Annotated in this window: 15 protein-coding genes; 11 read left to right on the forward strand and 4 right to left on the reverse strand. The window is 61.1% G+C overall.

Going from position 1 to position 14,531, the window contains the following annotated elements:
• The first annotated feature begins 2 nt into the window (after positions 1–2).
• The 4 genes from GGR20_RS03975 (at position 3) to GGR20_RS03990 (ending at position 3,822) form a co-directional block, all read left to right on the forward strand.
• Positions 3–932, forward strand: coding sequence for an ABC transporter permease (locus GGR20_RS03975; RefSeq protein WP_183309895.1), 930 nt, complete (start codon positions 3–5; stop codon positions 930–932).
• A complete protein-coding gene (locus tag GGR20_RS03980; RefSeq protein ID WP_183309896.1) occupies positions 929–1,825 on the forward strand; it encodes an ABC transporter permease in 897 nt (298 codons plus the stop codon). The genes GGR20_RS03975 and GGR20_RS03980 overlap by 4 nt, the downstream gene beginning before the upstream one ends.
• A gap of 3 nt (positions 1,826–1,828) precedes the next feature.
• The gene (locus tag GGR20_RS03985; RefSeq protein WP_183309897.1) at positions 1,829–3,028 is read left to right on the forward strand and encodes an aminotransferase class V-fold PLP-dependent enzyme; all 1,200 of its coding nucleotides are present in this window, start codon (positions 1,829–1,831) and stop codon (positions 3,026–3,028) included.
• Positions 3,029–3,093: 65 nt separating this feature from the next.
• Positions 3,094–3,822 (forward strand): FadR/GntR family transcriptional regulator, encoded by a 729-nt coding sequence (locus GGR20_RS03990; RefSeq protein WP_183309898.1) that lies wholly within the window; start codon positions 3,094–3,096, stop codon positions 3,820–3,822.
• On the opposite strand, the gene GGR20_RS03995 is transcribed toward GGR20_RS03990, so the two are convergent.
• Positions 3,819–4,625 carry a creatininase family protein gene (locus GGR20_RS03995; RefSeq protein ID WP_183309899.1) on the reverse strand — a complete coding sequence of 269 codons (807 nt, stop codon included), beginning with the start codon at positions 4,623–4,625 and terminating at the stop codon, positions 3,819–3,821. The two genes, GGR20_RS03990 and GGR20_RS03995, sit on opposite strands and share 4 nt — an antisense overlap.
• A 10-nt stretch (positions 4,626–4,635) precedes the next feature.
• On the reverse strand, positions 4,636–5,025 hold the full coding sequence (locus tag GGR20_RS04000) for a RidA family protein (protein WP_183309900.1): 390 nt from the start codon (positions 5,023–5,025) through the stop codon (positions 4,636–4,638).
• 212 nt (positions 5,026–5,237) lie between these two features.
• On the opposite strand from GGR20_RS04000, the gene GGR20_RS04005 reads away from it, so the two are divergent.
• From GGR20_RS04005 to GGR20_RS04035, 7 genes are all read left to right on the forward strand, one after another.
• Positions 5,238–6,236, forward strand: coding sequence for an ABC transporter substrate-binding protein (locus GGR20_RS04005; RefSeq protein ID WP_183309901.1), 999 nt, complete (start codon positions 5,238–5,240; stop codon positions 6,234–6,236).
• A gap of 131 nt (positions 6,237–6,367) precedes the next feature.
• Positions 6,368–7,132 (forward strand): ABC transporter ATP-binding protein, encoded by a 765-nt coding sequence (locus GGR20_RS04010; protein ID WP_183310070.1) that lies wholly within the window; start codon positions 6,368–6,370, stop codon positions 7,130–7,132.
• Entirely contained in the window at positions 7,129–7,995 is an 867-nt protein-coding gene (locus tag GGR20_RS04015) for an ABC transporter permease (RefSeq protein WP_183309902.1), read from the forward strand. The genes GGR20_RS04010 and GGR20_RS04015 overlap by 4 nt, the downstream gene beginning before the upstream one ends.
• A gap of 2 nt (positions 7,996–7,997) precedes the next feature.
• Positions 7,998–9,311, forward strand: coding sequence for a cytosine deaminase (locus GGR20_RS04020; RefSeq protein ID WP_253559977.1), 1,314 nt, complete (start codon positions 7,998–8,000; stop codon positions 9,309–9,311).
• Positions 9,308–10,711 (forward strand): FAD-binding oxidoreductase, encoded by a 1,404-nt coding sequence (locus GGR20_RS04025; protein WP_183309904.1) that lies wholly within the window; start codon positions 9,308–9,310, stop codon positions 10,709–10,711. Before GGR20_RS04020 ends, GGR20_RS04025 begins: the two co-directional genes overlap by 4 nt.
• Entirely contained in the window at positions 10,711–11,301 is a 591-nt protein-coding gene (locus GGR20_RS04030) for an NAD(P)H-dependent oxidoreductase (RefSeq protein ID WP_183309905.1), read from the forward strand. Before GGR20_RS04025 ends, GGR20_RS04030 begins: the two co-directional genes overlap by 1 nt.
• A 217-nt stretch (positions 11,302–11,518) precedes the next feature.
• A complete protein-coding gene (locus tag GGR20_RS04035) occupies positions 11,519–12,007 on the forward strand; it encodes a GGDEF domain-containing protein (protein WP_183309906.1) in 489 nt (162 codons plus the stop codon).
• A gap of 22 nt (positions 12,008–12,029) precedes the next feature.
• Here GGR20_RS04035 and GGR20_RS04040 read toward each other — a convergent pair whose 3' ends face one another.
• Together GGR20_RS04040 and GGR20_RS04045 are read right to left on the reverse strand one after the other, a co-directional pair.
• Entirely contained in the window at positions 12,030–12,992 is a 963-nt protein-coding gene (locus GGR20_RS04040; protein WP_183309907.1) for an ABC transporter permease, read from the reverse strand.
• Between the two features lie 2 nt (positions 12,993–12,994).
• Positions 12,995–14,518 (reverse strand): sugar ABC transporter ATP-binding protein, encoded by a 1,524-nt coding sequence (locus tag GGR20_RS04045; RefSeq protein WP_183309908.1) that lies wholly within the window; start codon positions 14,516–14,518, stop codon positions 12,995–12,997.
• Positions 14,519–14,531: the final 13 nt, after the last annotated feature.

Raw genomic sequence — 14,531 nt, forward strand, 5'->3', positions numbered from 1 at the left:
TGATGCTCGGCTATATCCTGCGCCGCCTCGTTTCGGTTGCCTTCACCTTCATCGCGGTGTCGATCATCATATTTTTGATGATGCATGCCGTACCCGGCGGCCCGTTCGACGCCAATGACATGCCGGTTTCCGAGGCCGTGCGCGCCAAGCTGATGGCTCAACTCGGGCTCGATCAACCGCTCTACGTCCAATATCTCAGATATATGTGGGGCGTGCTGCATTTCGATTTCGGCGTGCCCTATCAGAGCCCAGGCGAGAGTGTGCTGCAGCTACTCTCCCGCGCCTGGGTGCCCAGCCTAGTCCTCGGGGGGCTTGGCGTGCTTATCGGCGCTCCCCTCGGCATCCTGCTCGGTATGGCCGCGGCCCTCAACCGCAATAGCTGGATCGATTATCTGGCTTCGGCCGTCGCCACGATCGGGCTTACCATTCCGGTTTTTGTCACCTCGATGCTGCTGATCCTGGTATTTGCGGTCTGGCTCAAATGGCTGCCCGCCAGCGGCTGGCCCAATCCGGAACGCTGGATCCTGCCCATCATCGCTTATGCGGCGATCCCCGTGGCCACCTATGCCCGCTACACCCGTTCGGCCATGCTCGACACGATGAGCCGACCATTCGTCACCGTGCTGCGCGCCAAGGGGCTCCCGGAGCGCCGCATCGTCTTCCAGCATGTGCTGCGCAATTCGGCCATTCCGCTGGTCACCGTGTTCCTGCCCATGTTCATCGGCACAGCCACAGGCTCGATTTTTGTCGAAGCCATGTTCCGCGTGCCGGGGCTTGGGGCCTATTTCGTCTCCTCCATCGAGACGCGCGACTATCCGCTGGAGATGGCGCTTATGCTGATGATCACCTTCATGTACTGCATCGCCTATCTTCTCTCCGACATTGTCTACGCATTGATCAATCCGCGTATCCGCGTGGGAGGCGCAGCATGACCGACACCATCCTTACGCCAGCAGTCGAAGTCGCCCCGCCGCGTCAGCGCAGCCCGCTCTGGTTTGCCTGGCAGCGTTTCCTGTCCAACAAGGCGGCCGTCGCCGGCGGCATCGTGATGAGCATCCTGATCCTGATGGCGATTTTTGCGCCGCTGATCACCCCGGTGCCGCCCGAGGCGCAATTGTTCCTCACCCAGTCGCTGGCCTTCCCCTCGGCCGAGCACTGGTTCGGTGTCGATAACCTTGGCCGCGATTTCTATACACGCATCGTTTATGGCGCCCGCGTCTCGCTCTCCATCGGCTTTATCGCCGCTGGCTTCTCGGTGCTGATCGGCATTCCGCTGGGGGCCTTGGCCGGCTATTTCGGCGGCCGAACCGACTGGGTCATCATGCGCATCATCGAGTTGTTCTCGGTAGTGCCACCGCTTCTGGCAGCCATGCTGCTGGGCACGCTCATTCGCGGTGGCTACATGTCCATTGTCGCCATCGCGGCGCTGTTCGGCTGGGTGCAGGTGTGCCTACTGGTCCGCGCGCAGGTGAAGGCCTTCCGGGAGAAGGAATTTGTCCGGGCCGCGCAGGCGCTGGGTGCTTCGCCCTGGTACATCATTCGTCGCCATCTCATTCCCAATTCGATCAGCCCGATCATTGTCGGTTTCGTGCTGGCCATCCCGCTCGCCATGATGCTTGAAGCCTCGCTCAGCTTCCTCGGCATCGGTGTGCCGCCGCCTACCGCCACCTGGGGCCAGATGATCAATGAGGGCATTAATTTCATGTTCTATTACTGGCACCTGGCCGTGTTCCCGACGGCAGCGCTGGCCATCACCGTGCTCGCCACCTCGCTGTTTGGCGACGGATTGCGCGATGCTCTCGACCCCACCCTGAAAGGCCGCTGAACCGTGTCCGACAATCTCGCCCGGCATTTCCTCCTTCGTGAGGATGTCACCTTTCTCAATCACGGATCCTTCGGTGCCTGCCCGCGCCCGGTCTTTGCGGCCTATCAAGGTTGGCAGCTCGAACTGGAGCAGGAACCGGTGGAGTTCCTGGGCCGTCGCCTGCATGATCTGCTGCGCGTGCCCCGTGAGTCCTTGGCGGCCGAACTGGGATGCGACGCCAACGACATTGTCGGCGTGCCAAACGCCACCAATGGCCTCAACATCGTCGCCCAGTCGCTCGACCTCAAACCCGGCGACCAGATTCTCACCACCGACCACGAATATTCAGCCCTGGAGAAAACCTGGGCTTATGTCTGCCGCAAGACTGGCGCCGAGATCGTGGTGGTCAAGGTCCCAATGCCTCTGGTCAGCGAGGCTGCGTTCACCCAGACCATCATCGATGGCATGACCGAACGAACGAAGGTACTGTTTCTCAGCCACATCACCTCGCCCACAGCTCTGCTATTCCCAATCGAGAATGCCATTGCAGAAGCGCGCAGGCGCGGCATCTGGTCGGTGATCGATGGCGCTCATACGCCGGGCCATATCAAGCTCGATCTCGATGCCATCGGCGCCGATTTCTATGCGGGCAATTGCCACAAATGGATGATGACGCCCAAGGGATCGGCGTTCCTCCACACCCGTCGAGAGATGCAGGGCCTGCTCAATCCCCTGGTCATCAGCCATGGCTGGACCAAGGATTCCAAGGCGCCCGGCGCCAAAGGCAGTTTCGGCAATTCGCCCTATATCGACGAAATCGAAATCCGCGGGACGCGCGACCCGGCGCCGTGGCTGACCGTCCCTGCCGCCATCGCTTTCCGCAAGGAGAATGACTGGTGGGCCATTGCCGAGCATTGCCACTCTCTCGCACAGGACACGGCCCGGCGGCTCGGCGAATTGACCGGTCTCGCGCCGCTCAGCAGTCCAGAGTTCTGCGCCCCGCAAATGGTTGCCATGCCCATACCCGAATGCGACACGCTAGTGGTCCACACGACGCTATTCGAGAAATACGGCATCGAGATTCCCGTCTTCAAATGGCAGGATACCTGCATCGCGCGTTTGTCGGTGCAGGGCTACAATTCTCGCCCGCAAATGGACCGGCTGATCGACGCGCTCACCGAGTTGCTTGAGCTCAAGCAGGCGCCGTTGGCAGCACAAGGCTGACAAATGCGCCAATATGTGGTGTGAGTGGCCAATAAAGGTCTGCCGCACCTGTAGGAAAGGGCCCCATGAGTCGGGAAGCCGCCCTGAGCTATCTGGAACCGCTCGAGAACCGCACACGCAATGTGGCGGTGCTGGACGCGCTTGCCGAAATGGTCGAGCGCGCGGGCCTCACCATTGGCGATCGCCTGCCGCCCGAAGTCTCGCTGGCGGCCTCGCTGGGCGTTGGCCGCTCGACCATTCGCGAAGCCCTCAACCGCTGGGAAGGCCTGGGTATCATCCGGCGCCGGCGCGGTGACGGCACGTATCTGGCCGCGCGCGTGCAAACCTCGCGCAGCCTTGTGCCGACCATGGTGCGACTGGAAGGCGAGGCCTTGCTACGGCTGCTCGAAATCCGCCGGACGCTGGAAAACGACGTGGTGCGCAAGGCTACACAGCACGCCACGGCCAAGCAGCGGGCGGAAATCGCGCGGCTATGCGACGTGCTCTTGGCAGATGTGGATTCGGGCCGCTCATGGCGCAAGGCAGACCACGCCTTTCACAATGCCATTTATGATGCCTCGGGCAATCCGATGTACGGACAAATCCTGGTCAATCTGGACCATGCATTGGAGCGCGGAGACATCTCGCCTTTCAACCGAGACGCGTTCGGCCTCGAATCCTTCCCGCTGCACCGCGATCTCGCCGACGCTATCGTGGCCGAGAATGCCGATCTGGCGGTCGCCGCCATCAATCGCATTCTGGATTCAGTCGAGGACGAAGTCCGGGCAATCATCGCGGACGGCAAGTTGATTTAGGCGGTCTGCCAGCGCTTGGAGCCGGGCAAGGGCATTCGTTCGACCTCACGCAGCACTTCGATCATGCCCGCAACATTGCGTTCGGCCATAGCCAGCCCCTTTTCGGCGGTTGCCAAGGCTGCTTCGCCTACGGCGCCAGATGGATTGATATCGGAAGCAACCCAGGCATAGACATGCCCGAAGGCACCAGTGGGCCGGAGATACTTGAACTCCTGCTCGTCTCTTGTGGCGATGGAGGGAAAGTTCTCGGCTCGATCCATATCGACCAGGTCTGGCCGGAAATGCAGGATCAATGAGGTTTCAGCGTCACCGCCATGGATGCCGTGGCGCCGTTCCAGATCGCTCAACGCGCCTTCGGGCGCACCGAATCGCCAACCACTCTTGACCGCCAGCATGCCGGCTTCCACGCGCAATTCCCGCGCGACGATCCCCATGATTTCTTCATTGCCGCCATGGGAATTGACGAAGACGATCTTCTTCACTCCCGCCCGTGCCACCTCGAGGCCAATTTGGGTCCAGGCGTCGATAAGGTTGGTAGCCTTGTGGGTAATCGTGCCTTTGGCCCAGATGTGCTCATTGGATTTGCCAACGGCCTGCACGGGCAAGATGCGGATATCGAGATCGGTTGGCGCGCGCTCGGCCAGCAGGTTCATCATCGATTGATTGATGATGGTGTCAGTGCCCACAGGCAAATGTGGCCCGTGCTGTTCCACCGCCGCAATTGGCAGGATGGCGATAGTCTTGTCCGGGTCGAGATTGTCGAATTCGCGGGCAGCGAAATCGGTCCACCAGATCTTTCTCATGGTCTTTTCCTTAGGCGGGGCCGGCAGCGATGGCTTCGATTTCGACCACGAATTCAGGCCGGGCAAAGCCAGAGACGATCATCAGGGTCGAGGCAGGATAGGGCTCAGCAAACAGTGCATTGCGCACCGCCATGTAGTCCGCGAGATGCTCCCGGCTCGTGACATAGGCGTTGATCCGCACGATATCGGCTAGCTTCAGTCCGGCCTCGGCGAGAATGGCGGCGATATTGTCGAAGCAGAGCCTTGTCTGAGCCGCGCAGTCCGGCGAGATCATCGCATTCGCATCGATGCCCAATTGTCCCGAGCAAAAGACCAGCCTTTGCCCCTCGGGCACAACCACGCCGTGGCTATAGGGGGCGAAGGGGGGATGGATGGCCGCCGGGGCGAGGGGTGTGAACATGCAAACTCATTTATTTTGATGGGGATGCTAGAGGCCGGGGCTCGTCCTGACCAGCCCAACAGCCACCCACTGCACGCATAGCAGGCATTCTTGCACTTTGCCTATTTTTTAGCTTCACAGATGCGACTGCATGTCGAAAGGTATGGCCAGGGCGGCCTCAGCCGTCAGAGCAACAAGCCGTGGCAAGGGATCGCGGCACAGGGAGCGCATTGATGCAGATTTCGACCAAGACCATTCTTCTGGCCGCACTGGCGCTGGCCAGCGGCCCGGCAGCGGCGCAGGAACTCGACGCAGTCACCTTCGCCACCAACTGGCTCGCCCAAGCCGAACATGGCGGCTACTATCAGGCCATTGCCGATGGCACCTATGAGGAATACGGCCTCGACGTCACCGTGATGCAGGGTGGACCACAGTCCCCGGGCCGACCGATGCTGGTGAGCGGCGGCGTGCAATTCTACATGGGCGGGGTTTCGGGCGCGATCAACGCGGTCAAGGAAGAGATTCCCACCATCACCCTGGCGGCAATTTTCCAGAAGGATCCGCAGATCCTGATGTCGCATCCGGACCAATTTGAAACCTTTCCGGAGTTGGCCGGCGCTTCGAAATATATCTTAAGTGCGGACGGATTCACCTCGTACTTCTCGTGGATGAAGACCGAGTGGCCTGACTTCGTTGAAGACAAATACGAACCCTATCAGTTCAATCCGGCCTCGTTCCTGGCCGACGAAATGGCGATCCAGCAGGGCTATTTGACCTCCGAGCCGCTCTCCATCGAGCGCGAAGCCGGTTTTGCCCCAGATGTCTGGCTGCTGGCCGACCAGGGCTACACCCCCTACTCCACCACCATCGAGGCGATGAAGCCCTGGGTTGAAGCCAATCCGGATATCGCCAAGCGTTTCGTCGAAGCCTCGATTATCGGCTGGTACAACTATCTCTATGGCGACAACGCCGCGGCAAATGAGCTGATCAAGGCCGACAATCCGGAAATGACCGACGACCAGATCGCCTATGGCATCGCCAAGATGAAGGAATACGGCATCGTCGTTTCCGGTGATGCCGAGACGCAGGGCATCGGCTGCATGACCGACGCGCGCTGGACCGAATTCTACGACACGATGGTGGACGTAGGTGTCTATGAGGCCGGCCTCGACATCACCACGGCCTATACAACCGAGTATGTCTGCCAGGGCCTCGGCATGGACCTAATGTAACCACCCTTACGACCGGTGCGGGCAATCCTGCCCGCGCCGCTTTGCCCCAAATTGGGTCTAGTATTTTGACTGATATACTCGAAGCGGCCCCAGAGACGGCCGAAACGACTCCAGAGCGCACCGTTGTCTCGATGCGCAATGTGAGCAAGCTTTTCTCCAACGGCACGCTGGCCCTCAAGGACATGAGCCTCGATGTGCGGCGCGGCGAGTTCCTCAGCCTCCTCGGCCCATCGGGCTGCGGCAAGTCCACCGCCTTGCGCATCATCGCCGGGCTGGGCGCCGCGTCCACGGGGGCCATCGACTGGCCCAGTTCGCGGATCAATGCCAAGGGACTGCCCGAGGGCGATGTCGGCTTCGTGTTCCAGGAGCCGACGCTGATGCCCTGGGCAAGCGTGTTCGACAATGTCTATTTGCCGCTGCGTCTCAATGGCATGAGCAAGTCCGGCGCCCGCTCGCGCATCATGGAAGCGCTTGCCTCAGTCGGCCTCTCCGACTTCGAGAAGTCTTATCCGCGCGAACTTTCGGGCGGCATGAAGATGCGCGTTTCAATTGCCCGTGCGCTGGTCACCAAGCCACGCCTGTTGCTGATGGATGAACCGTTTGCCGCGCTCGATGAGATCACCCGGCAGAAGCTCAATGATGACGTGCTGCGGCTCTGGCGCGAGACCGGCATCACGGTGATTTTTGTGACCCATTCGGTGTTCGAGAGCGCTTTTCTTTCCAACCGCATCGTCGTCATGCGCGCCCGTCCCGGCCAGGTCTGCGCCGACCTCGCCATTGAGAGCACGGGCAAGCGCGATGCCAATTATCGCACGTCCGAAGAATATCGCGCGACCACCGACCGGGTGTCACGCGCCCTTCAGGAAGCCATTATGCTCGGAGCGCAGGGACAATGACCGACGCCGTCCAGACTGCCAATATTTCTGAAGCGGGCACCGACAGCGCCGTGGCCATCGCGGTGGCGCGGACCGGTACGGTGGAAAAATTTCTGCGCATCGTCATTCCGGTCATCATGGTGGCACTGGCCATCGGGCTTTGGCAATTGCACATCACGGTCAATGAGGTGCCGCGCTACATCATGCCGGCCCCCGGCGACGTGATCGCTGCGCTCTATACCGACTGGGGGACGCTCTCCCCGTCCCTGCTGGTGACGCTGCGCATCACCTTCCTGGCGCTCGCCATCGCGCTGCTCGGCGGGGTTGGGCTGGCCATTATCCTAGTTCAGAGCAAGTGGATCGAACTTGCGATCTTCCCCTTCGCCGTCATTTTGCAGGTGACGCCGATGATCGCCATCGCGCCGCTGCTCATCATCTACATGCCCGACACACAATCGGCCCTGCTGACCTGTGCCTTTGTCGTGGCCTTCTTCCCGATCCTCTCCAACATGGTGGCGGGGCTCAAGAGCGTGGATCACAACCTGCTCAACCTGTTCGAGCTCTACGGCGCCAGTCGCTGGCAAACCCTGCTCTATCTGAAACTGCCGGCCTCCCTGCCCTATTTCGCTGCGGGCCTGCGCATCGGCGGCGGCCTGTCGCTGATCGCCGCCGTAGTGGCCGAGTTCGCAGCTGGTTCTGCGGGCAAGGGCGCGGGGCTGGCCTTCCGTCTGCTTGAGTCGGGGTATCGGCTTAACTATCCGCGTCTCTACGCCGCGCTGATCCTCCTGATGGTCACAGGCGTCGCCATCTTTGCGGCGACCTCGCTGATCGCCTGGCTGCTGCTGCATCGCTGGCACGAAAGTGCCATGAAGCGGGAGAATTGAGCGTGGACCCCGATATTCCCGCCGAGGGCCATTATGTACTGGCCGATGCCACGGTGCCCGCCGCACTCATGGGCGAACCAGCATCTGGCGCCTTGCGACGCGTCGATATCACGATTGCAAATGGCGCTATCGCTGCCATTGACCCGGCCGGTTCAGCCAGGTTGCCACAGCGGATTGAGCTACGCGGCGACATTGTCCTCCCGGCCTTTGTTGACCTGCACACGCATCTCGACAAGGGGCACATCTGGCCGCGCAAGCCCAATCCGGACGGCACCTGGATCGGTGCCTTGCGGGCTGTGCTGGAAGACCGCGAGGCGAACTGGGCATCCAATGATGTCGAGCGGCGCATGGATTTTTCGCTGCGCTGCGCCTATGCCCACGGCACCGCTGCCATCCGAACCCATCTCGACATGGCACCGCCTCAGCATGAAGTCAGCTGGGACGTGTTTGAGGCCATGCGCGAGCGTTGGGCCGGGCGTATCGAATTGCAGGCTGCCGGCCTGATGGGGCCGGACACCATTCTCGATGAGGCCGCGCTCAGGGCCATCGCGACTCGCACCAAGGCCGCCGGGGGCATTTTGGGCGGGTCGACTGCTGTGCATCCGCAAAATCCCACGATCATGCGGCGACTGGTCGAAATGGCCGGGGAATTCGGACTCGACCTCGATCTGCATACAGATGAATCGCCAGACCCCGCCGCGAATGCGCTCGAATGCTTGGCCGATGCGGTCATTGAAAGCGGCTTTACCGGCTCCGTCGTGGCCGGGCATTGCTGCTCACTGGCGGTGCAGGATGAGAACACGGCTAAGCGCGTGATCGACAAGGTTGCCCGGGCCGGTATTGCCGTGGTCTCGCTGCCCATGTGCAATATGTATCTGCAGGATCGCGACAACGCATCAGGTGTGCGCACGCCGCGCTGGCGCGGCGTCACCCTGCTTAACGAACTGAAAGCCGCTGGCGTCCCGGTGGCAATCGCCTCGGACAATACGCGCGACCCCTTTTATGCCTATGGCGACCTTGACGGTTTCGAGGTTCTCCGCGAGGGCGCGCGGATCCTGCATTTCGACCATCCACAGACAGATGCCTTTGCCTGGACAAGCTCGGTTTCGGCCGATCCTGCAGCTATCGCCCGGTTTGAATTCACCGGTGAAATCAAAGTCGGCGTGGTCGCCGATCTGGTGCTTTTCAAGGGGCGCAGCTGGACCGAGTTGATGTCGCGCCCCCAAGCCGACCGCATCGTACTCCGTGCCGGCAAGGCCATCGATACCGCCCTGCCCGACTACCGTGAACTTGACGACCTGATGGGACCACTATGAGCATTGCAGAATTCCGCGCCGAACTGGGTGATATCCCACAGGAAGACAATCCGCGCATCGTGCAGCAACGCAGCCGCGACCATTATTGGTATTCCCCGGTCCTCAAGGCCAAGCTCGACCAGGTTACCGCAGAGGTGGTGGTGTCACCACGCTCGACCGAAGAGGTCAAGACCGTGCTGCGGGCGGCGTACAAGCACGGGGTGGCCATAACCCCTCGCGGAGCTGGAACAGGCAATTACGGCCAAGCCATGCCTCTGTCCGGCGGCGCCATGCTCAATCTGATGAATATGAACAAGGTGCTCGAGATCAAGCCCGATCGCGTGCGGGCTCAGGCCGGTGCCGTGCTCGAGGCCATGGACCATGAAACAAGGGCCGCAGTGGGCGGGGAGCTCCGCTTTCACCCCTCAACTTATCGGATGGCCTCGCTGGGCGGCTTCATCGCCGGCGGTTCGGGCGGGGTCGGTTCGGTCCGGTGGGGAGGCCTGCGCAATCTGGGCAGCATCCTGGGTCTCAAGATCGTCACTTGCGAGGCTGAGCCACGCGAGCTCGATCTCAAGGGCGAAGACATCCTAAAGGTCGCCCATGCCTATGGGACTAATGGGATTATCGTAGAAGCCGAAATGCCGCTGGCCCCTGCCTACGACTGGGTCGACATGATTGTTGGCTTCGACCATTTCATGGATGCAGCCGCGTTTGCGCAGTCAGTTGCGCTGCAGGATGGCCTATTGGTCAAGGAGGTCGCGCCCTGCGCCGCCCCCATCCCCGAGGCCTATTTCAACCGGCACAAGCCCTATCTGAAGGATGGCCAGTCGGTCGTGCTGCTGATGGTGGCACCGGTATCAGTCGACGCGATGGAACTGTTCGTGAGCCACCACAAGGGTGATCTGGTCTATCGGGGCGACCAGGTGAGCGATGAAGAAAAGCGACGCCTGCCGCCGGTCTATGAGCTGGCCTGGAACCACACGACGCTGCGCGCACTCAAGGTCGACAACAGCATCACCTATCTCCAGACACGCTATCCAAGCATCGAGCATGTCAGAAAAATCTACGAGATGCTGGGCGACGAACTGCCCATGCATATCGAAATCACGCGCCAGGACGGGGAGGTGACCTTTGCCGGCCTGCCGCTGGTACGCTACACGAGTGAAGAACGGCTCGAAGAGATCATCCGCATCCATGAGGACAATGGCTGCGATGTCTTTAATCCGCACCGCTATACGCTTGAGGAAGGCGGCATGAAGCGGACCGACCGGAAGCAGCTCGAGTTCAAGCGCGAGGCCGACCCCAAAGGCATCCTCAATCCCGGCAAGATGATTGCCTGGGAAAATCCGGACTTCGATTTCAATGCCGGCAAGGTATGGCTGTTCGACGGTCTCAACACCGTCCGGCAGAGCGCCTGATGCGGGTCCACGTTATCCACGCCCATCCGGTCGAAACCAGCTTCAACCGCGCGCTGTTCAGCGCGACTGTCGAAAGCCTTGAGAAGGCCGGTCATGTGGTTGATGCGCTCAATCTCTATGAGGAGGCGTTTTGCGCCGTTCTCAGCCGGGAAGAGCGCCTGGGCTACCACGACATCCCAGACAATCTGACCCCTTTGACAAAGCCCTATGTCGAGCGCCTCAAGGCGGCTGACGCACTGGTATTCGTGCACCCGGTCTGGAACTATGGCTATCCGGCCATTCTCAAGGGCTATTTCGATCGCATTTTCCTGCCCGGCGTCTCCTTCACCATGGAAAACGGCAGTGATCGCGGCAGGCTCAAGCCGGGGTTGGGCAACATCAAGAAAGCGGCCTTCGTCACCACCTATGGCGGCGACCGTTGGCGCACATTCCTCATGGGGGACCCGCCGCGCCGCGTCGCCATGCGTTGGGGTTGGGTGACCTTCCAGACCAGGCCGAAATATCTCGCGCTCTACGACATGAACAATGTCACGCAGGAAAAGCGAGAGGCGTTTCTAGGGAAGGTGAAGGCGGAAATGGGGCGGTTCTGACGCGGCCAGGCATCCACCTTTGCGAGAAGCAGATCGATTTGCCAGACTGCCCTATAGCTAAAATTACAGTCATCGCCCTTAGCGCAAATTGAGAGTTAGTCTGGCATGATTGCGCCGTGTTGGACTTGAGGACCTTGCGATGGCCAAGTCATGGATGGATTGGTTCACCGGGAAAAGTGCGGGCGATTGGAATCGACGCTTACGATCCGTCCCGGAAATGCCAGTTCTGGGTCCAGAGGATTTTGATCCGGTCACGGGGGCAATCCATTGGGCCAAGTTCGCCAGGATATTGGAAGCAGAGCGGCTCCAGGCTGTCGGCGCCCTGCTGGTCATTGACCTGGATGAACGGTCAACCGAAATCGAAACCCTCGCCGAAAAGAGCCGAGAAAGTGTATTGCCCTGGTTGTCCCAGTCGATCCGGCAGGCGGTTCGCGCCGATGACCTGGTGACCCACCTCTACAACTACAGATTCGCCGTTCTCTTGCGCGGCGCGGCGCAGGAAGTGGCAGGCTCAGTTGCCACGCGCATCCGGGAGTCGGTGGATGACACCCTCTTCATGACCAATGAAGGCATCTCCCGCCTGGGCGTCGCGGTCGGCGGGGTGACCTATGATCCAGCACGCGAAACAGACAGTGACATCATCAAGGCGGCCTTCGACAATCTCGGCAATGCCGGCAAAAACGAGCCGTTCATCCTGATCTCTTGACGTGGGGCAAGGGGCCCGGCCTCTACCGTCTGGCCTGAGACACCGAACTGGCCGCGACCGCTACCAGGATCAGGCCACCGACCAGAACCTGGCGCACATAGCTGTCGACACTCATCTGGGTGAGGCCGTTATCAAGAACCCCCAGAACCAGTACGCCGATGACGGTAGCAATAATCCTGGGTTCGCCATGACGGGACATGGTGGTGCCCAGGAACACCGCGGCAATAGCGTTGAGCATAAGCCCGCTGCCCTGGACAGGATTGGCCGAGGCCACGCGGCTGGCGTACATCAGACCACCAGCTGCAGCCGCCAGACCGGTCAAAGAAAAGGCAATCAGGCGCAGTCGCTTGACGGCGATCCCGCTCAGATGCGCCGCCTCCATATTGCCGCCAATGGCATAGAGACGTCGGCCGAATGTGGTCTGTTCAAGCAGGACCCAGATTGCCAGCACCACCAGGATCGCGAGGATGGACAGATTGGGCAGGCTGACCGCCACCCCGCCCCATTCGCCCAGCGAAACCCCGCCGCGGGCAAAGCTGCCGAACTCCTCGGGGATAGCGCGCCCAGAAATGGTTTTGCCGCCGCTGATGACGAAGGCGAAGCCGGAAAACATCGTCATGGTGGCAAGGGTCGCTATGAACGGCAATATCCCGACCAGCGATACCATCGCCCCATTGAACACCCCGCCCAAAAGCCCTGCGAGCAGGGCCACGCCAAGGGACAACCACAAGGGTTGACCGGCGGCCATCATCAAGGCGGCGACGATACCGGCAAGGCTGGCGGTGGAGCCGACGCTGAGGTCGAAATCGCCCATCACCATCACAATGGTCATGCCTGCGGCCACCACCATGAGCATGGAAACCTGCTGGGTAATGTTGAGCCAGTTCCGAGCTGTGGGGAAAGTGCCCGGCAGCATGGCAGAGAAAAAGACCAGAATGGCGACGAAACCGATCAGGGTGCCGTAGCGGCGGATAAATAGCTGCATGGTCAGGTCGTTTTCCGGCCGGCGGAGCGGCCATAGCAGAGATTGATAAGATCGTCCTCGCCCAGACCGGCGGCCGGGATGGGCGCATCGAGCCGGCCGTCGCGCAGGATGGCGATGCGGTCGCTCATGCCCAAAAGCTCAGGCAGGTCGGAGGAAACAAGCAGGATTGCGGTGCCTTGGGCTGCCAGATCACGCAGGATCGAATAGATGTCAAAGCGGGCGCCGATATCAACGCCCCTGGTCGGCTCTTCTAGGATGAGAAGTTTCGGAGCGCCGGCGACGGCCCGACCCAGTACTACTTTCTGCTGGTTACCGCCGCTCAATTCGAACACAGGCTGGCCTGGTCCGGCAGATTTAAGCCGCATGGTCTGCCCGGTGTTCCGGGCGAAGGCCCGTTCACGGCCGGGGGTCAGCCACACCCCACCCAGGCTCTGCCGATGCAGATGAGCCAGAGTAATGTTTTCAAAAACCGGACGACGCATGACCAAGCCCTGCGCACGCCGCTCACGCGGTACATAGGCAACGCCCCTTGCCCAGGCAGCCGCGGGACTGCCTGGGCGATAGGGCGCGCCCAGCAAGGTCATGGAACCGGCCGTGGGGCGCATGTCACCAAAGATGGTCTTCACCAATTCGGCCTGGCCAGCACCGGAAAGGCCGGCAATGCCCAGGATCTCGCCTGCTGCGATTTCTAGGTCAATGGGGCCGATGCCGGAGGCGGCAAGATCGCTGACCGAAAGGACAATCTCGGCACGCGGGTTCGACCTGGCCGGCGGATAGGCCTCTTCGACTTTGCGACCGATCATCATGGCAACCAGATCGTCATGGGTGATTTCGGCCATGCGCCCACTATCGATCGCGCGCCCGTCGCGCAGCACTGTGGCGCGATCGCACAGCGCCATGATCTCATCGAGCCGGTGCGAGACGTAAAGCACGGAACGGCCGCTGGCGCGAATTTCGCGCAGAACCCGAAACAGCCGCTCGCTCTCCTCTCGGGTGAGCGCAGCCGTAGGCTCGTCCATGACATACAGACGCGCATCATCGAGCAAGGCCGCGGAAATGCGCACCAGCATCTGATCGCCCAGGCTGAGTTGGCCAAGACTCAGCCGTGGGTCTATGTGGTCGATGCCGAGGCGGGTGAGGGCCTTGGCCGCAGCAGCATTGAGCGCAGACCAGTCGACAAACAGTCCCGCGCGGCGCGGATAAAGTCGCCCCATGAAGATGTTTTCCGCCACGGACAGGGTGGGGACGACATTGAATTCCTGATGAATGAAGCGCAGGCCCAGGCGATAGGCGGCTTTGGTATTCTCGATGCTGACGGGGCGGCCGTCGACGGCAATCTCCGCGCTATCGGGGGCGGTAACGCCAGCCAGGATCTTTATAAGCGTGGACTTTCCGGCGCCGTTTTCGCCCATCAGGGCGTGAATCTCGCCGGGCGCGATAACCAGGTCGACACCCTTGAGGACAGGCGTGCCTGCATAGGCCTTGGTGATCGACCTGGCGGAAAGAAGGGGTGAGAAAGGGGCCATCGCGGGCCCCTCC

It is taken from the genome of Devosia subaequoris (genome assembly GCF_014197055.1).
GTDB classification, from domain to species: domain Bacteria; phylum Pseudomonadota; class Alphaproteobacteria; order Rhizobiales; family Devosiaceae; genus Devosia; species Devosia subaequoris.